General features: G+C 65.8%; 20 protein-coding genes. 12 read left to right on the forward strand and 8 right to left on the reverse strand.

The window, feature by feature from the left end; all coding sequences use genetic code 11:
* Positions 1 to 24: 24 nt before the first annotated feature.
* Positions 25 to 549, forward strand: a complete 525-nt coding sequence (locus EGD98_RS14440; RefSeq protein WP_220589064.1) for a DUF5817 domain-containing protein — start codon at positions 25 to 27, stop codon at positions 547 to 549.
* Positions 546 to 890 (forward strand): hypothetical protein, encoded by a 345-nt coding sequence (locus EGD98_RS14445; RefSeq protein ID WP_220589065.1) that lies wholly within the window; start codon positions 546 to 548, stop codon positions 888 to 890. The genes EGD98_RS14440 and EGD98_RS14445 overlap by 4 nt, the downstream gene beginning before the upstream one ends.
* Here the strand turns inward: EGD98_RS14445 and EGD98_RS14450 are convergent, their stop codons facing one another.
* From EGD98_RS14450 to EGD98_RS14465, 4 genes are all read right to left on the reverse strand, one after another.
* Entirely contained in the window at positions 891 to 1,037 is a 147-nt protein-coding gene (locus EGD98_RS14450; RefSeq protein ID WP_220589066.1) for a hypothetical protein, read from the reverse strand.
* A 96-nt stretch (positions 1,038 to 1,133) separates the two neighbouring features.
* A complete protein-coding gene (locus EGD98_RS14455) occupies positions 1,134 to 1,691 on the reverse strand; it encodes a DUF7504 family protein (protein WP_220589067.1) in 558 nt (185 codons plus the stop codon).
* A complete protein-coding gene (locus EGD98_RS14460; RefSeq protein WP_220589068.1) occupies positions 1,691 to 3,220 on the reverse strand; it encodes a DUF7125 family protein in 1,530 nt (509 codons plus the stop codon). The genes EGD98_RS14455 and EGD98_RS14460 overlap by 1 nt, the downstream gene beginning before the upstream one ends.
* Before the next feature lie 211 nt (positions 3,221 to 3,431).
* Complete coding sequence (locus EGD98_RS14465) at positions 3,432 to 3,863, reverse strand: universal stress protein (protein WP_220589069.1); 432 nt, start codon at positions 3,861 to 3,863, stop codon at positions 3,432 to 3,434.
* Positions 3,864 to 4,105: 242 nt separating this feature from the next.
* Between EGD98_RS14465 and EGD98_RS14470 the strand changes: the two genes are divergently transcribed.
* Both EGD98_RS14470 and thrS read left to right on the forward strand, forming a co-directional pair.
* The gene (locus tag EGD98_RS14470; protein ID WP_220589070.1) at positions 4,106 to 4,681 is read left to right on the forward strand and encodes an HTH domain-containing protein; all 576 of its coding nucleotides are present in this window, start codon (positions 4,106 to 4,108) and stop codon (positions 4,679 to 4,681) included.
* A 158-nt stretch (positions 4,682 to 4,839) separates the two neighbouring features.
* Complete coding sequence (thrS, locus tag EGD98_RS14475) at positions 4,840 to 6,768, forward strand: threonine--tRNA ligase (RefSeq protein ID WP_220589071.1); 1,929 nt, start codon at positions 4,840 to 4,842, stop codon at positions 6,766 to 6,768.
* Between the two features lie 15 nt (positions 6,769 to 6,783).
* On the opposite strand, the gene EGD98_RS14480 is transcribed toward thrS, so the two are convergent.
* Complete coding sequence (locus tag EGD98_RS14480; protein WP_220589072.1) at positions 6,784 to 7,620, reverse strand: PspA/IM30 family protein; 837 nt, start codon at positions 7,618 to 7,620, stop codon at positions 6,784 to 6,786.
* Between the two features lie 93 nt (positions 7,621 to 7,713).
* Here EGD98_RS14480 and EGD98_RS14485 point away from each other — a divergent pair, with 93 nt between their 5' ends.
* The 6 genes from EGD98_RS14485 (at position 7,714) to EGD98_RS14510 (ending at position 12,097) form a co-directional block, all read left to right on the forward strand.
* A complete protein-coding gene (locus EGD98_RS14485; RefSeq protein ID WP_220589073.1) occupies positions 7,714 to 8,382 on the forward strand; it encodes an alpha/beta hydrolase in 669 nt (222 codons plus the stop codon).
* Positions 8,383 to 8,439: 57 nt separating this feature from the next.
* Complete coding sequence (locus tag EGD98_RS14490) at positions 8,440 to 8,628, forward strand: hypothetical protein (protein WP_220589074.1); 189 nt, start codon at positions 8,440 to 8,442, stop codon at positions 8,626 to 8,628.
* 111 nt (positions 8,629 to 8,739) lie between these two features.
* Positions 8,740 to 9,123 (forward strand): DUF7344 domain-containing protein, encoded by a 384-nt coding sequence (locus tag EGD98_RS14495; protein ID WP_220589075.1) that lies wholly within the window; start codon positions 8,740 to 8,742, stop codon positions 9,121 to 9,123.
* A gap of 84 nt (positions 9,124 to 9,207) precedes the next feature.
* Entirely contained in the window at positions 9,208 to 10,872 is a 1,665-nt protein-coding gene (locus EGD98_RS14500) for a CTP synthase (protein ID WP_220589076.1), read from the forward strand.
* Positions 10,872 to 11,789 carry a glutamine-hydrolyzing GMP synthase gene (gene guaA, locus EGD98_RS14505; protein WP_220589077.1) on the forward strand — a complete coding sequence of 306 codons (918 nt, stop codon included), beginning with the start codon at positions 10,872 to 10,874 and terminating at the stop codon, positions 11,787 to 11,789. The genes EGD98_RS14500 and guaA overlap by 1 nt, the downstream gene beginning before the upstream one ends.
* Positions 11,786 to 12,097, forward strand: coding sequence for a DUF7126 family protein (locus EGD98_RS14510; RefSeq protein WP_220589078.1), 312 nt, complete (start codon positions 11,786 to 11,788; stop codon positions 12,095 to 12,097). Before guaA ends, EGD98_RS14510 begins: the two co-directional genes overlap by 4 nt.
* Positions 12,098 to 12,112: 15 nt before the next feature.
* On the opposite strand, the gene EGD98_RS14515 is transcribed toward EGD98_RS14510, so the two are convergent.
* The 3 genes from EGD98_RS14515 to EGD98_RS14525 all read right to left on the reverse strand — a co-directional run bounded on the left by EGD98_RS14515 (position 12,113) and on the right by EGD98_RS14525 (position 14,639).
* Positions 12,113 to 12,784, reverse strand: a complete 672-nt coding sequence (locus tag EGD98_RS14515; RefSeq protein ID WP_220589079.1) for an MBL fold metallo-hydrolase — start codon at positions 12,782 to 12,784, stop codon at positions 12,113 to 12,115.
* 54 nt (positions 12,785 to 12,838) lie between these two features.
* The gene (locus EGD98_RS14520; RefSeq protein WP_220589080.1) at positions 12,839 to 13,663 is read right to left on the reverse strand and encodes an aldo/keto reductase; all 825 of its coding nucleotides are present in this window, start codon (positions 13,661 to 13,663) and stop codon (positions 12,839 to 12,841) included.
* 127 nt (positions 13,664 to 13,790) lie between these two features.
* Positions 13,791 to 14,639: a molybdopterin-binding protein gene (locus tag EGD98_RS14525; RefSeq protein ID WP_220589081.1), complete on the reverse strand. Its 849-nt coding sequence runs from the start codon at positions 14,637 to 14,639 to the stop codon at positions 13,791 to 13,793.
* A gap of 120 nt (positions 14,640 to 14,759) precedes the next feature.
* Between EGD98_RS14525 and EGD98_RS14530 the strand changes: the two genes are divergently transcribed.
* Together EGD98_RS14530 and EGD98_RS14535 are read left to right on the forward strand one after the other, a co-directional pair.
* Positions 14,760 to 14,921: a hypothetical protein gene (locus EGD98_RS14530; RefSeq protein ID WP_220589082.1), complete on the forward strand. Its 162-nt coding sequence runs from the start codon at positions 14,760 to 14,762 to the stop codon at positions 14,919 to 14,921.
* A 158-nt stretch (positions 14,922 to 15,079) separates the two neighbouring features.
* Positions 15,080 to 15,373: a DUF7977 family protein gene (locus tag EGD98_RS14535; protein ID WP_220589083.1), complete on the forward strand. Its 294-nt coding sequence runs from the start codon at positions 15,080 to 15,082 to the stop codon at positions 15,371 to 15,373.
* The last annotated feature ends 14 nt before the right edge of the window (positions 15,374 to 15,387 follow it).

Genomic DNA, 15,387 nt, shown 5'->3' on the forward strand with positions numbered 1-15,387 from the left:
CCCGAACGAGCCATAGCCGCGCCCATGTACGCGGTCGTCGGCTGTAGCGAGTGCAGCGCCCTCTGGGTCCTCGAAGGCCGCCCCGAGACGAGTCAGTGTCCCCGCTGTGGGGGGCGTCGCCAGCACGCCAAACGCCGAAAGTTCGTCGAGACCGACGACGAGGACCACGCCCGCGAGGTGCGCTCGTCGATGCTCGCCAACCGACAGGGCCACGGCGACGCCTTTGCGGAACTGGATTCGTTCGCCGAGATGGACCGGCAGGTCGACGATGCGGGCGTCGACGACGAGACCTACCTCGAAGCGTCGGGTATCGACAGCGAGGCCGTCGCGTCGGCCGGCGACCGGGCAGACCAGGGGTCCGGTGGCGGGGCCAGCCGGAAAGAGACTGTCCTGCAGGCCCTGCGCGAGCTGGACGAGCCGACCGAGGCGGACGTGGTCGCCTACGCCACAGAGCGCGATGTCCCGGCGGACTACACCCGGCGCGCGCTCGAAAAGCTCGTGCGGGCCGGCCAGGTCAGCGAGTCCGACGGGAGCTACCGGCTCGTATGACCGAACTGGACCTCGAAGCCGGACCGGTCGCCGTCGGGTTGCTGGTCGGCCTAGCGGGACTGCTCTTTCTCGCCGCGCCGGTCGTCGCCCCGGTCCCGATTGGCGGACTCCGGGTCAGCCCCGTCGCGCTCTCAGCTGTAACGCTCACTGCCGCGTTCACGCTTGGGACCGTCGTCTTCGCCCTGCGGGGCCGGCGGCTTTTCGCGATTGCTCACGGCGTCTTCGCCGTCGCGTGGGCGCTGCTGGTGGCCGGGCCGCTGTTCGGGAACGGCGACTTGTTACTGGCCGGCGTGGTCGTACTCGTCGCCGGCGTCGGCTTCCTCGCGAGCCAGGCCCGCTGATCACAGCCAGCCGGCCATCTTCGCGAGCGTCGCCAGTGCGAGCAGTATCGTCACGACCTGCTTCAGGAGAGCGAGACGTCGTCTGAGGGACGCTACGGTCGATTCTGTCTCTGACTGGGTCGGGGACTCTGACTGGTTTGGGGACATGGTGGACGCCCGCGGGGGCTGCCCGGCGGACGCACCCGAACTACCGCCGGCTCTGAGAAAAGCGACGGCCATGGCCGCGTGGCGAAAGTGAAACTGTTAGCTCAGGTTGACGGCCTCGTCGAACAGCGGCTTCAGGCGACTGACTGTCTGGTCGTCGTGAGCGCCGGGGTCCAGATGGAAGTGAGCGACGGCGTCGGCGTCCCGGAGCTGGCCGGCGAACATATGGAGGAACTTGAAGACGGGCTGCATGTCCGCGAACTGCAACATCTCGGTCATCGAGTCCATGCAGACGACGAGCTGGCTGTCGTCGTCGTGGTCGTTGAGATAGTTGTTGAGCCGCATCCCCAGGCCGGTGATGTCGTTCGGATTTGCCGTCGTAACGAAGACGTTCTCGGGGACGCTCTCACCACCTGGTTGCTGGCCGGGCTGGTCGCCGACGACGACGATACCCATCCGCCCCGGCAAGTCGCCGTGGTGGTCGCGCCACTGGTCGACGAGGTCCGCCGGGGTACCCGAGTAGGTGATGTGCAACACGTCGAGGCGGCTGGGCGGGCCGGCACCCTGCAGGTCGAGACACGTCGCCCGTTTCTCGTCACTGAGGGAGGGGGCCATCACGATGACGTTCGTCCCGGGTGCTGGGCTGTCGGTCGGCATCACTGTCCCCCGTCGTCGAGGGTCGTCTCGGTACTACCGGCGCCAGGTGGTTGCTGGATTCGCATATAGGGTTCTTCTTCGATGTACTCGACGAGGCGAGTCGACCCCATAAATCCGCTGGGTGACTTCTGGAGTTCGAGATACTGCAGTCCCTTGTCGGTCACCCACGTCTCCAGGGTCTGCCAGGCGCCGTTCTCGTAGAACGCGGCGAGTTCCTCGTCGAGCGACTGTGGGTTGAACAGATACATCGAGGTGTCTTCGGGCTGGTAGAGGTTCTCCTCCTCCCAGAACCGTATCTGCCGGAGCTCGTCGTCGGTCAGGACGGGGAGCTGGGCCTCGACGTTGAGGATGCTGAACATGGGCGCGTCGCCCCGGCGCTCGTCGATGGTCCGGAAGACCGACGCGGGGTTGTCGGTGTCGTGTTCCTGCGGTTTGAACACGTTGCGCTTGGTGTTCTCCCAGATGTTGGCGAAGTCGACGAGAAAGAGCTGGTCGTTCGCCAGCAACTCCTCCATGTCGCCGATTCGCTCGTCGATGATAGTCCGCAGCCGCTTGGGCGGCAGTTCGACGGGCGGGATGATGGTGATAGGCATCCCCTCCTCGCGGGCCTGCACCATGAGGTTCGTCAGGATGGAGTGGGGGCTGGCCTGGCCGTCGTGTTCCAGCAGCAGGGTGCCGCCCTTGACGACACCGCCGCCCATGAGTCGGTCGAGGCCGTCGATGCCTGTGGACATGTGATCCGAGGGGACGAACTCCCCCGGGTGGGTCCGCAGTCGCGGCGAGATACGCAGCCCCTCGTGGGTGAAGCTCACCTCGTGGACGCGGGTGTCGTGGTCGACGCCGCGCATCTTCACCACCTCCAGGAACCGGTGGTAGTCGCCACCGACGTTCTCCCGCCAGAGCCGGAGCACGCCGTGGGTGTTGAACTGGACGGCGTCGCTCGCGGCGACGGTCTTGACGTCGTTCTGATTGAGGTCGGGCTGGGACTCCTCGGCGGTAAACAGCGCCGTCGCGCCGAACTCGTCGTTCAGCAGGCGGATGAAATCTAACAGTGTGCGCCGGAACACGTCCTGGTCCTCGCCGATAGCCGACAGCCCCGAAACGGAGTCGAGCACCACGCGGTCCGCGGGCGCGAACCGTTCGAGGTACTGCGTGATATACTGGGACTCGAAGGGCGCGGAGTAGTCCCCGCCCAGCATCTTCCCGCCTTCGAGAGTTTCGAGCGTGAGTTCGCGACCGTCACCGCCCTCGACGGTCTGGCCCGGGGTCGCATGCAGCGACGTGACCGTGAGGTTGTCGTCGTGGAGGTCAAAGGCGAACTCCTCGAAGGCGTCGGACAGTTCGTCGAAGGTCTGTTCGGTGCTGATGTACAGACAGTCCTCGTCTCGTGCCACTCCTTCGGCCAGGAACTGCATGGCCAGCGTCGATTTCCCCGTTCCCGGGCCGCCGGTGACCAGTACCGTCCGGCCCTCGGGGAGTCCGCCGTCGAGGATGCTGTCTAGGGTCTCACTGCCTGTCGGGACGGACATGTGGTTATCTGCCCTGAGTTGGCAACGCCCTCATAAATGACTGATGCCAACAGTATCAGTCATGAAACTGGTCACAGCGGGACTGCTCTCTTGTTCCCGCCGGACACCGGAAACCGTGACAGCAGTCCTGCTCATACTGCCGGCTGTAACAAACTGAAGTAATTCGCCCCCGCGGGTGGCGAATATCTTTACGAACTTACAGCCGGCAGTATTAGTCGATGTGGACCACGAGGACGGGGACCGGCGAGCTCTCGACGACGCGCTCCGTGACACTGCCCAGGTTGGCCACCCGGTCCCGGCCGGTGCGTCCGTGGGTGCCCATCACGACGAGGTCGATAGCCGCCGATTCCGCGTAGTCGACGATGGCCTTGTGGGGAATACCTTCCTCCATCCGCGTCTCGACGTCGAGCCCGGCTTCCTCGCCGCCGACACCGATGTCGTCGAGCGCGACCTCACCTTCCTCCTCTAAGGACTGTCGCACGTCGTCCTGCGTGTCCTTCTCGGCGGCCAGCACCAGCCGCCGGTCGACGACGTAGAGCCCGTGCAACACGGCGTCGTTGTCGCGGGCGATGGAGACGGCGTGGGAAAGCGTCTCCGTCGTCCCGGAACTCCCGTCGGTCGCGACCAGTACGTTGTCGTACATCCCGTGAAACTGCGTCCCGACGGTACATAGTACTCCCTGTTGGCACACCGCATGGCCGTCGACCTCGCTACTCCACGGCTCATTGCGTTCGCCGTTCCGTTACGAGTCCTCCCGTAGGTCGACCTCGCCACTGCTCCGCGGGTCGTTCCTCCCCGCTCCGCTTCGAGGGTCCTCCCTTCGGTCGGACCCTCGCTACTCATGCCATACACTTTTGCTTCCGGCAATCCTTGCTAGTTACTACCATGCACGGGGAGCGACAGCCGGTGGCTGACCGGGCAGAGCTATACGTCCGGTCGCTGCTCCCGGAGGGGTACAGCCAGCAGCAGGCGGCCACGCTGGACCGGGTCGACGACCTCATCGAGGACGGTGTCGTCGGGGAGCGGCAGGTACAGGTGTGTGGGCACCAGGTCCCCGCGTCGGTCGCCGCGACCCGGACCGCGGTCGGTGCGTTACTCGTCACCCGTCTGGCCGCGTTCCAGGCGTGGGCGAAGCGAAACGACTGCTCGCTCGCGCCGGCGATGGAACTTTGCACAGTGGACGACTCACTGGCCGACGCCCACTACCGGGCGCTCCGTCTCCCCGCCGTGTTGCTGGCCGAATACCGCGACGGTGACCTCCGCTGTGTGACGCCCCACCACGACGGCGAGGCGGTCCGTAGCGTCGACGACCGCCTCGACGAGCTGGCGGCGGGGGAGCCGACGACCTTCGAGCCGCTCCGACGGACCACGCCCCTGACCCCCACCTCGGCGATGGAATTCGAGCCCGAAGACGACGACTCCGAGGAGCGCGACACCGAGGAGCCCGCCCTGATAACGTAGCGGTACTGCGTTTCCATACGCCCACATTTACTTCGGTACGCGGAGGACCGCCGCTGACTCGCTCCGCTCGCCATCGAGCCCCCGCCCTCACTGCGTTCCTGTGGGACCGCGCCACCATCTCAATACACTTATCCCCGGCCGCTGTCGTAGCGTGGGGTATGAGTACGGTCACGGTCACACTGCCCGACGGGTCCACGCTCTCGATGGACGACGGCAGCACGGTCGAGGACGTCGCCTACGAAATCGGGCCGGGCCTCGGTTCGGACACCGTCGCGGGCGTCGTCGACGGCGACTTGGTCGACAAACACACTCCTCTCACCGAGGACGTCGAACTGGTCATCGTCACACCCCAGAGCGACGAGTACGCCGACGTGTTGCGCCACTCGGCAGCCCACGTCTTCGCCCAGGCCCTCCAGCGGGAGTTCCCCGAATCGACACTGACAATCGGACCGTGGACCGACGACGGCTTCTACTACGACATCACCGGCGTCGACTTAGACGAGGACGACCTCGAGGATATCGAGGCCGAAGCCGAACGCATCATCGAGGCCGACTACGACATCGAACGCGAGATGGTCTCCCGTGAGGAGGCCTTCGACCGCTACGAGGATAACCAGTTCAAACAGGATATCCTCGAGACCGAGGCCGCCGACGAGGACCCAGTCTCCTTCTACCAGCAGGACGACTTCTACGACCTCTGTCAGGGCCCCCACGTCGAGTCCACCGGCGAAATCGGCGGCTTCGCGCTGCTGGAAATCTCCGCGTCGTTCTGGCGCGGCGAGGAGGACAACGAGACGCTGACCCGCGTCTACGGCACGGCGTTCCCGACCGAGGACGGGCTGGAGGAGTACCTCGAGATGCGCGAAAAGGCCCAGGAACGTGACCACCGGAAGATCGGCCAGGAGATGGACCTGTTCTCCATCGACGACACCACGGGCCCGGGGCTCCCGCTGTACGAGCCAAACGGCAAGAAGATACTCAACGAGCTCTCCGACTACGTCGGCCAGCTCAACCGCGACGCGGGCTACGACGAGATAGAGACGCCCCACGTCTTCCGCACCGAACTCTGGAAGAAGTCCGGCCACTACGAGAACTACGTCGACGACATGTTCCTGCTGGAGGTCAACGACGAGGAGTACGGCCTCAAGCCGATGAACTGCCCGGGACATGCCACTATCTTCGACCAGAAGTCCTGGTCCTACCGTGACCTCCCGGTGCGGTACTTCGAGGACGGCAAGGTCTACCGCAAAGAGCAGCGCGGCGAGCTCTCCGGGCTCTCCCGGACGTGGGCCTTCACCATCGACGACGGCCACCTGTTCGTCCGCCCCGACCAGATAGAACAGGAGGTGCTGGCGACGGTCGACATCATCCTCGACACGCTCGATACGTTCAACCTCGACTACACGGTGCAGTTCGCCACCCGGCCCGAGAAGAGCGTCGGCGGCGACGAAATCTGGGAGAAAGCAGAGAACCAGCTCGCGTCCGTCCTCGAAGAGCAGGACATCGACTACGTCGTCGAGGAGGGCGACGGCGCATTCTACGGCCCGAAGATCGACTTCGCCTTCGAGGACGCCCTCGGTCGCAACTGGGACGGCCCCACGGTCCAGCTGGACTTCAACATGCCCGAGCGGTTCGATTTGACCTACACCGGCGAGGACAACGAGGACCACCGCCCGGTGATGATACATCGTGCGCTGTATGGCAGCTACGAGCGCTTCTTCATGGTGCTGACCGAGCACTACAACGGGAAGTTCCCGCCGTGGCTCGCCCCGGAACAGGTCCGCATCCTCCCCGTCAGCGACGACAACATCCCCTACTGTGAGCAGCTACAGGCGGAACTCGACGACTTCCGCGTCGAAATCGAGGACCGCTCCTGGACCGTCGGCAAGAAGATTCAGGTCGCCCACGACGACCGGGTGCCCTACATGCTCATCATCGGCGACAACGAGGAGGCGGCCGGCGACATCTCGGTCCGCGACCGGAAAGAGCGCGAGGAGAAAGGCATCGACCTCGCGGCGTTCCGCGACCACCTCGAGACCGAAGTCGAACAGCAGCGCACCGCGGTCACCTTCCTCGCCGGTCGGTAACCGCGCCCGACCCGATTATTTTTTCTCCTCTTTCAGCTCGTCGAGTTCGGCCTCGACCTCGCTGTCGTCGACTTCGCTGATGGCGTCGTCGTCGAGCTCTGCCCCGAGGGCTTCCTCGTCACCGTCCTCGCTCGTCTCGGCGTCATCCACACGTTCCTCGCCCATCTCCGCTTTCAGCGTGTCGAGTTCGGCGTCGACCTGCCCGTCCTGCTGGACCGCCTCCAGCTCTCTGTCCAGCTGGCTGCGGTCGTCGAGCTGGGTCTCCAGGGCGCCGTCCTCCCGGAGCTCGTCCATCGCCTGCGAGCGGGCCTCCATGTCCTCGGTGCGCTCCTCTGCGCGCTCTATCGCTCGGCTCACGTCCTCCATCTCGTCGCCCGCACCGGTCATGGCCTCGTTGACCCGCACCGAGGCCTTGGCGGCCTCGTGTCGAGCCTTCATCGTCTCCTTTTTCGTGCGGAACTGCTCTATCTGGCGCTGGAGCTCGTCTTTCTGCTCGACCAGCTGGTCCTGCTGGGACTGGAGCTGGCTTATCTGGCCCTCCAGCTCCTCTATCTGGCTCATCTTCTGTTTTTTCTTCTCCAGGGCCTGGCGTGCGAGGTCGTCGCGGTCCTGCTTGACGGCCTGGCGGGCCTGGTCGTTGTGTTTCTCGACGTTCTCTTCGAGCCGGCGTTTCTGAATCTCCAGACGTTTCTTCTGGGTCGTCAGGTCCGCGATACCCTGCTTGACGTCTTGCAGTTCATCACGGAGCTGTTCGTAGCTGTAGTCCAGCGTCTCGGTCGGGTCTTCCGAGCGGTTCAGGACGGCGTTTACCTTCGACCTGATGACGTACGATGCGCGCGAGAGGATTCCCATGCTCCACAGTTCGGGTCTCTAACGTTAAACTTCTTTCATGGGGTGGGGTACCATGTCGACAGCTACACGCGCCTCGCGCTCGACAGCCAAGCCATGAGCGACCCCATCCTGATACCCGGCGGCCGCGATGTCCGCGGGCGCCTCGACAGAGGGACGGACGCAGAACCGACGTCCGTCGACAGAGGGACGGACGCAGAACCGACGTCCGTCGACGGAGGGACGGACGCAGAACCGACGTCCGTCGACAGCCCCGACACAGACAGCGTGGTCGTGGCCTGTCCGCCCCATCCCCAGCATGGCGGCTCCCGGTCGGACCCGCGGCTCCGGGCGGTGAGCGACGGGCTGGCCCCCGACGTGGCCTGTCTCCGCTTCGACTACGGTGAGTGGGACGAGGGCGAGGGCGAGACTGCCGACGCCGAGCACGCCATCGCGTGGGCCGCCGACCGCTTCGACAGCGTCGGCCTCTTTGGCTACAGCTTCGGCGGCGGCGTGGCGCTGCGGGCGGCCGCCCGCGCCGATACGACAGTCGCGGCCTGTTCCGTCCTGGCGCCGGCCGCCGACCCCGGCGTGCTCGATACGGTGGCCTGTCCGCTGCAACTGCTCGTCGGCGAACGCGACACCACCGTCGACTGGGAACCGGTGGCCGACCGCGCGACAGCTCTGGGCCACGCGGTCGAGCGGCTGCCGGCGACACACCAGTTCCGGGGTGACCTGGGCCGGGTCGGCGAGCTTGTCGGCCGCTACCTGTCGGCGCGGCTGTGACGGTGGCCGGCAATCGCCGGCCGTCTATTTATGTTATATACGACACAATAGGTGGCTATGTCAACGGCCAACCGACTGCCGGCCGTCGAGCGGGCCAGCCACGGCGCGGTATCACTCGTTGCCGGCTTCCTGGCCGGTCTCGCGCTGTTTCTCGCCATCGGCGCCTCGACGGGCGATGCGGCGTTTTCCGCTCTCGTACTCGCGGTGGTGGTCGCGGTCACCCGGGCCCTGAGCCGCCGTGTCTGAGCCCCTTACCGTGGGGTAGATGGCTCTTATCGGGGCCGTACCTGGGACGAACACTCATAGCGCCGGTCGTGATAGACCAGTCGTGGTGTGTCTGTGGATCCGAGTACTGAAATGGAGCGAGACGACGAGGGACTGACGGAAGACCGAATATTCACGCTGCTGTCGATGGGGCGCCGTCGCGAGCTGCTCCGGGCCGTCGACCGGCTGGGTGGGGAGGCGACCGTCGGCGACGTCACGAACGAGATAGTCACCGGCGAACACGGGACAGACGCCGGCGCGAGAGCACGAAAGACGGTCTACGTTTCGCTGCATCAGACACACCTTCCGCGACTCGTCGAGTCGGGCGCACTGGTCCACGACGTCCACGAGAAGACGGTTCACCTGACCGAGCGCGGCGACGTGTTGCTGGCGTACCTCCGGTTCGACCCGACCGCCGAGCGAGCGGGACTGCTCTCTCGGGTGCTTCGACCGGGCGGGCGCAACCGCGCGAAGTAGCCACTGATTCGGGCGACAGTGCGAGCGAGTGGCGAAGATGGCGTGCTCCGAAACCGTTTTGAGGGCACGGGATTCACCGACAGTATGCCGACCGAACCCGAAACGGACTACGACCCGGAACTGGGTCGCAAGTTCATCTTCGTCACCGGCGGCGTGATGTCTGGCCTGGGCAAGGGCATCACCGCCGCAAGCACGGGCCGCCTTCTGAAAAACGCCGGGTTCGACGTGACCGCGGTCAAGATTGACCCGTATCTCAACGTCGACGCCGGGACGATGAACCCCTTCCAGCACGGTGAGGTGTACGTCCTCAAGGACGGGGGCGAGGTCGACCTCGACCTGGGGAACTACGAGCGGTTCCTCGACATCGACATGACGTTCGACCACAACGTCACCACGGGGAAGACCTACCAGCACGTCATCGAGAAGGAGCGCGCCGGCGACTACCTGGGCCGTACGGTCCAGATTATCCCGCATATCACCGACGACATCAAGCGGCGCATCCGCGAGGCCGCCGAGGGCAACGACGTCTGTATCATCGAAGTCGGCGGCACCGTCGGCGACATCGAGGGGATGCCCTATCTCGAAGCCCTGCGCCAGTTCGCCCACGAGGAAGACGAGGACGACATCCTCTTTACCCACGTCACGCTCGTCCCGTACTCGAAGAACGGCGAGCAGAAGACCAAGCCGACCCAGCACTCCGTGAAGGAACTGCGCTCTATCGGTCTCCAGCCGGACGTGCTGGTCGGGCGCTGTTCGGACAAGCTCGACATCGACACGAAGGAGAAAATCGCGCTGTTCTGTGACGTTCCCACCGACGCCGTCTTCTCGAATCCCGACGTCGACGACATCTACCACGTCCCGCTGATGGTCGAGGAAGAAGGCCTGGACCAGTACGTCATGGAGCAACTGGACATCGCCGACGAGGCCCTGCCCGAGGCCGAGCGGGAGAACCGCTGGCGTGAGCTCGTCACCCAGCAGACCGAAGGCGAGGTCGACGTCGCGCTGGTCGGCAAGTACGACCTCGAGGACGCCTATATGTCAGTCCACGAGGCGCTGAAACACGCCGGCCTGGAGAAGAACGTCGACGTCAACGTCGAGTGGGTCAACTCCGAGAAGATGCCCGACCACCACGAGAGCCGGATGCGCGAGGCCGACGCTATCGTCGTCCCCGGCGGCTTTGGCACCCGTGGCACCCAGGGCAAGATAGACGCTATCCAGTACGCCCGCGAGAACGACGTGCCCTACCTGGGCCTCTGTCTGGGCTTCCAGCTCGCGGTCATCGAGTACGCCCGCAACGTGCTGGGGCTGGAGGGCGCTCACTCCGCGGAACTCGACGAGGAGACGCCCCACCCCGTCATCGACATCCTCCCCGAGCAGTACGAGGTCGAAGACATGGGCGGGACGATGCGGCTCGGCGCCCACGAGACCGACATCGAGCCCGGGACGCTGGCAGCCGAGCTCTACGGCGACGATTCCTGTACCGAACGCCACCGTCACCGCTACGAGGTCAATCCCGAGTACTTCGAGCAACTGGAGTCCGCCGGGCTGAAGTTCTCCGGGCGCTCGGCCAACCGTATGGAGATACTCGAACTCGCGCCCGAGGAACACCCCTACTTCATCGGGACGCAGTTCCACCCCGAGTTCCGTTCCCGACCGACGCGTGCGAGCCCGCCCTTCGTCGGCCTGCTGGAGGCCGTCATCGGTGCGGACCCACACGGCGTCGACGCCGAGACGGAGGTGAGCCACTGATGGTGAACCCGGAGGAGTTCATCGAGGAGAAAATCGAGGAGATCGCCGACGAGGTCGGCGAGAAGAACGCCGTCATCGGCCTCTCCGGTGGCGTGGACTCTTCGACTGCGGCCGCGCTGGCCTACGAGGCCATCGGCGACCAGCTCACCGCCGTCTACGTCGACACCGGGCTGATGCGGAAAGGCGAGACCGACGAGATTCGCGAGACCTTCGACTACATGGACTCGCTGCGTATCGTCGACGCGAAACATCGCTTCCTCGAGGAACTCGAGGGCGAGACCGACCCCGAAGAGAAGCGCCACATCATCGGCGAGCAGTTCATCCGGGAGTTCGAGACGGTCGCCCGCGAGGTCGACGCCGACTACCTGGTCCAGGGGACCATCTATCCCGACCGCATCGAGAGCGAGGGGACCATCAAGTCCCACCACAACGTCGGCGGCCTCCCCGAACGCATCGACTTCGACGGCATCGTCGAGCCGATGCGGGACCTCTACAAGGACGAAGTGCGGGAAGTGGCCCGCGCGCTCGACCTCGAAGAGATAATCTCCGAGCGGATGCCGTTCCCCGGCCCCGGACTCGCCGTCCGAATCATCGGCGAGGTCACCGAGGAGAAGCTGGAGGTCGCTCGCGAGGCCAACCACGTCGTCGAGGAGGAACTCGAGGAGTACGAGCCGTGGCAGGCCCTCGCCGCCGTCATCGGCAAGGCGACCGGTGTCAAGGGCGACAACCGCGTCCACGGCTGGGTCGTTGCGGTGCGGTCGGTCGAATCGCGTGACGGCATGACCGCTCGCGCCCAGGAACTGGACTGGGACACCCTCCAGCGGATGCAGAGCCGTATCACGGGCGCCCACGAGAACGTCGCCCGCGTCGTCTACGACGTGACACACAAACCGCCCGCGACCATCGAGTACGAATGAACGTCATCCTCGTGGGGGACGACCCCGAACGAATGTGCGAGGCTCTAGAGAACGAGGGTCACACCGTCACCGTCGCCGACGTGGGCAACCGCCCCGGACTGGAGGAGGCCGGCGTCATGGACGCCGAGGTGTACCTCCTGACGGAGCTGTCCCAGGCCACCTCCATCGTGGTCGCGAAGGACCTCAACCCCGACCTGCGCGTCGTCGTCTACGCCGAGGGGTCGCTGCCGGACTTCGCCAGCCGCCAGACAGACCTCGTCGTCGACCCGAACCTGCTGGGGCCCGACGCGGTGGCAGAAGAGCTGTAACGGTCCGCCACCTTTTCACAGCGTCGTCACCACGTCCGCCAGCCGCCGGCTCCCCTCCCGTTTGAACGGGACGCCGTGGCCCATCGCGGCCACCTCGAAGGCGGGCGCGCGCTCGACCAGCGAGCGGAGGCTCCGTTCGACGGCCGCGGTGTCGTAGCTGACGACCCAGGGTGACGGTTCCAGCCGCCCGCCGGACTCCCGGACGAGGTCGCCCAGAAACGCCGTCGACAGCGATTCGCTCACATAACAGACGTGGCCCGGGGTGTGCCCCGGCGTCTCGTAGACGGTGAACGTGCCGACGGTGTCGCCGTCTTCGACGGGTTCGACGGGGTTGTCCGGGGCCGAGACGAGCGGCCCGCCGAGTCGCTGGATGAGTCCCTTGTGATTCGACAGCGGCGGCTTTCGCTCGCCGGTCACCAGCGGCGCGTCAGCCGCGCCGACGTGGATTGTCACCTCGGTACCGTCGAACGCCCCCAGTCCGCCGACGTGGTCCATATCGAAGTGTGTCAGCAAGATTCGGTCGAGGTCACGCAGTTCGAAGCCCGCCGCACGGAGCCCGCCGATGAGCTCGCTGGCGTGAAAGCCCATTCCGGCGTCGACCAGCGTCAGGGTGTCGTCGTCGACGAGGAAAGCGTTGGTTCCCGAGAGGTCGTACCACCAGACGTCGTTGGCGAGCGGGGTGACCATACCTGACCTTCGGTCCCGGGGCGGAAAATTCGCTCGAAAGCCGGCCCACGCCGCTCAGAAAGGGAGCTGCGACCGGACGAACTGCATGCCGGTCTTGGTCTTCGACGGGTCGCGAATCCACGCCAGCTCGTCGTCGGTCAGCTCGAAGTCGAAGATAGCCATGTTCGCTTCCAGATGCTCACGGCTAGAGGCCTTGGGTATAGCGGCGACCCCCTCTTGCTGGACGAGCCAGCGCAGCGCGACCTGTGCGGGGGATTTGCCATAGCGGTTGCCGATAGTGACCAGGGCGGGGTCGGAAAGGACTCCCCCGCGGGAAAGCGGGCTGTAGGCCGTCAGCAGGACGTCGTGGATGCGACAGTAGTCGAGCAGCTTGCGCTGGTCCCAGTAGGGGTGGTACTGGACCTGGTCGGTGAGGACAGGCGCATCCGAGAGCTCTCGGGCCCGGTCGAGGCGCGCGGGCGAGAAGTTGCTGACGCCGATGTGTTCGACCACGCCGTCGTCGACGAGGTCGTTCATCGCGTCGAGGGTCTCTTCGAGGGGTGCCATCCACGGCGTGTTCGGCCAGTGGATGAGCAGGCAATCGAGGGTGTCGGTCCCGAGCTTGTTCAGGCTCTCGCGGGTCGATTGCCGAACCGACGTGGCGTCCCGGTTCGAGCCGTCGAGTTTCGTCACCAGAAACACGTCGTCGCGGTCGACGTCGGCGGCCTCGATGCCCAGGCCGACCTGGCGCTCGTTGCCGTAGGCCTGTGCCGTGTCGACGTGGCGATACCCCAGTTCCAGGGCCGTCTCGACCGTCTCGGTACACGTCGGACCTGTCAGCTGCCAGGTACCCAGGCCGAGCGCGGGGACCGAGGTGCCCTGGACCTCGATGGTTTCCATACCGGAACTACTGCCGCCAGCGGGATAACGGCGATGCCAACAGGAGCCTATCGCTCGATAATCGTGCCGCCCGCGCCGACGGCGACGTCGGCTGTGCCGCGGACGACGGCGTTCAGATTCGCATCGCTCACTGGTCGAGCTGGTCGACCAGTACCGGTGCTTCGGTGGCCAGAATCTCTCCGACCGCCAGCTCGGCCGCTTCGGCGTCGCCCGGCAGACAGAAGACGAGCGTTCCGTCGCTGATGCCGGCCGTCGACCGGACGCCGACGATGCCGGTGCCGATGTGGTCGGCCAGGCGGGCGCGAAACGCCTCGCCAAAGCCCGGCAGCGCCTTCTCCAGGAGCGGGTGGACCGCCTCGATGGCCATGTCGTCGGCCGTCAACCCGACGCCGCCGACGGTGACGACGACGTCGACGGCGTCCCGGTCGACCAGGGTGTCGACCATCTGCTGGATAGCGTCGTAGCCACCCTGGAGGCGCTCGCGGCGCACGACCGTGTGTCCGGCCGCTTCGAACGCCCCCGTGATGCTGTCTTCGAGCGCGGCCCGGTCGCCCGACACCGTCACCACGGCCACGTCGACCGCACGGCTCGGCGTGGTCGTCCCGGCTGTCTGGGCCGCTGGCGTCGTCTGGTCGGTGTCCTCGGCCCTGACTGCTGCCTCGGTGTTGCCGTCGGTAGGGGCCGCCGACCCGTGGTCCTCTGCGGCTTGCTCTGCCGCCGACCCGTGGTCCTCGGCCAGGGGATCGCTCTCGGCTGTTTCGGGGTCCTCCGTGGCGGTCTCCCCGGCCAGTGGGTCCGCCGAGGTCGCCGCCTCCCCGTCAACCTCCGTACTGTTCCCTGCCGCTGTGTCCCCCGTATCGTCGGCCGTCCCGGTAGCGTCGTCCTCGCTCGACGATTCGCTGTCCGCCGACTCGGACTCCGACTCGTCGTCGATGGTAGGGCCACGGCGCGTGTCGCGGGACTGAAAATCGACCATATCGGCCCAAAGGCCGGGGCCCGCTAAATGGTTGTCCCGCGCGTAGCTTTCGGATATCGCCGATATATTTGTAGAATACCGTGAGGAAAATTTATATAAGAAAATACAAACACATTACATATGGAAGGGGTGCACCACGTGGTGTGTCACAAGTGCCCGTTCGAGGGGCTCTACGGGTCGGCCACGCACGCATCTGTGGAGCGCACAGCGCACGAACAGGCGTACGACCATCGTGTTAGCTCCCTCGAGATCAACCGACCGGAGCCATCGGCCGAGGTGTGACCGGCCGACCGCCAGTGTTTTGCAGTCGCTGACCCGACGGTGAGCTATGCAGGCTGTTCAGGCCGCTGTCAGGGACCGGCGTCTCGCCCGACGAGTCCGACCTGAGGGGACCACGATTCGCTCGCTCTGGCACTCGGTCGCGCAGGCAGGTGCATCCGATGGGTAACGACGCGCCCGACGACGACGGCTACGTCCACCGTCCCAGCGGCGAACCACCACGCCAGGCCGATACCAGCGAGGAGTTCGGTCGTGAGGGATGGGTGCTCGTGGGGATGATTATCCTCGGATTTCTGGTCATCCCCACCGCCATCCTGGTCCTGCCGGCCGCTCAGGGTGTCGTCCGGTCGTTCGGGCTGACGCTTCGGGCCGCCTATCTGGCCCTGCCGCTCGTCCCGGCGTTCTTGCTGGGGGCCATCGCGGTGTGGTCGGCGCTGCGCTCGCGTCAGTCGTAGTATCGGAGTCGATA

It is taken from the genome of Haloarcula salinisoli (assembly GCF_019599405.1).
GTDB lineage: Archaea > Halobacteriota > Halobacteria > Halobacteriales > Haloarculaceae > Haloarcula > Haloarcula salinisoli.

Excerpts from the sequence above, each read along its gene's own strand:
- EGD98_RS14480 (WP_220589072.1), bottom strand. The coding sequence starts at position 7,620 with ATGGGAATCCTCTCGCGCGCATCGTACGTCATCAGGTCGAAGGTAAAC.
- EGD98_RS14520 (WP_220589080.1), bottom strand. The coding sequence starts at position 13,663 with ATGGAAACCATCGAGGTCCAGGGCACCTCGGTCCCCGCGCTCGGCCTG.
- EGD98_RS14500 (WP_220589076.1), top strand. The coding sequence starts at position 9,208 with ATGCCGACCGAACCCGAAACGGACTACGACCCGGAACTGGGTCGCAAG.
- EGD98_RS14485 (WP_220589073.1), top strand. The coding sequence starts at position 7,714 with ATGAGCGACCCCATCCTGATACCCGGCGGCCGCGATGTCCGCGGGCGC.
- EGD98_RS14490 (WP_220589074.1), top strand. The coding sequence starts at position 8,440 with ATGTCAACGGCCAACCGACTGCCGGCCGTCGAGCGGGCCAGCCACGGC.
- EGD98_RS14450 (WP_220589066.1), bottom strand. The coding sequence starts at position 1,037 with ATGTCCCCAAACCAGTCAGAGTCCCCGACCCAGTCAGAGACAGAATCG.
- EGD98_RS14445 (WP_220589065.1), top strand. The coding sequence starts at position 546 with ATGACCGAACTGGACCTCGAAGCCGGACCGGTCGCCGTCGGGTTGCTG.
- EGD98_RS14495 (WP_220589075.1), top strand. The coding sequence starts at position 8,740 with ATGGAGCGAGACGACGAGGGACTGACGGAAGACCGAATATTCACGCTG.
- guaA (WP_220589077.1), top strand. The coding sequence starts at position 10,872 with ATGGTGAACCCGGAGGAGTTCATCGAGGAGAAAATCGAGGAGATCGCC.
- thrS (WP_220589071.1), top strand. The coding sequence starts at position 4,840 with ATGAGTACGGTCACGGTCACACTGCCCGACGGGTCCACGCTCTCGATG.
- EGD98_RS14515 (WP_220589079.1), bottom strand. The coding sequence starts at position 12,784 with ATGGTCACCCCGCTCGCCAACGACGTCTGGTGGTACGACCTCTCGGGA.
- EGD98_RS14460 (WP_220589068.1), bottom strand. The coding sequence starts at position 3,220 with ATGTCCGTCCCGACAGGCAGTGAGACCCTAGACAGCATCCTCGACGGC.
- EGD98_RS14530 (WP_220589082.1), top strand. The coding sequence starts at position 14,760 with ATGGAAGGGGTGCACCACGTGGTGTGTCACAAGTGCCCGTTCGAGGGG.
- EGD98_RS14510 (WP_220589078.1), top strand. The coding sequence starts at position 11,786 with ATGAACGTCATCCTCGTGGGGGACGACCCCGAACGAATGTGCGAGGCT.
- EGD98_RS14465 (WP_220589069.1), bottom strand. The coding sequence starts at position 3,863 with ATGTACGACAACGTACTGGTCGCGACCGACGGGAGTTCCGGGACGACG.
- EGD98_RS14440 (WP_220589064.1), top strand. The coding sequence starts at position 25 with ATGTACGCGGTCGTCGGCTGTAGCGAGTGCAGCGCCCTCTGGGTCCTC.
- EGD98_RS14470 (WP_220589070.1), top strand. The coding sequence starts at position 4,106 with ATGCACGGGGAGCGACAGCCGGTGGCTGACCGGGCAGAGCTATACGTC.
- EGD98_RS14525 (WP_220589081.1), bottom strand. The coding sequence starts at position 14,639 with ATGGTCGATTTTCAGTCCCGCGACACGCGCCGTGGCCCTACCATCGAC.
- EGD98_RS14535 (WP_220589083.1), top strand. The coding sequence starts at position 15,080 with ATGGGTAACGACGCGCCCGACGACGACGGCTACGTCCACCGTCCCAGC.
- EGD98_RS14455 (WP_220589067.1), bottom strand. The coding sequence starts at position 1,691 with ATGCCGACCGACAGCCCAGCACCCGGGACGAACGTCATCGTGATGGCC.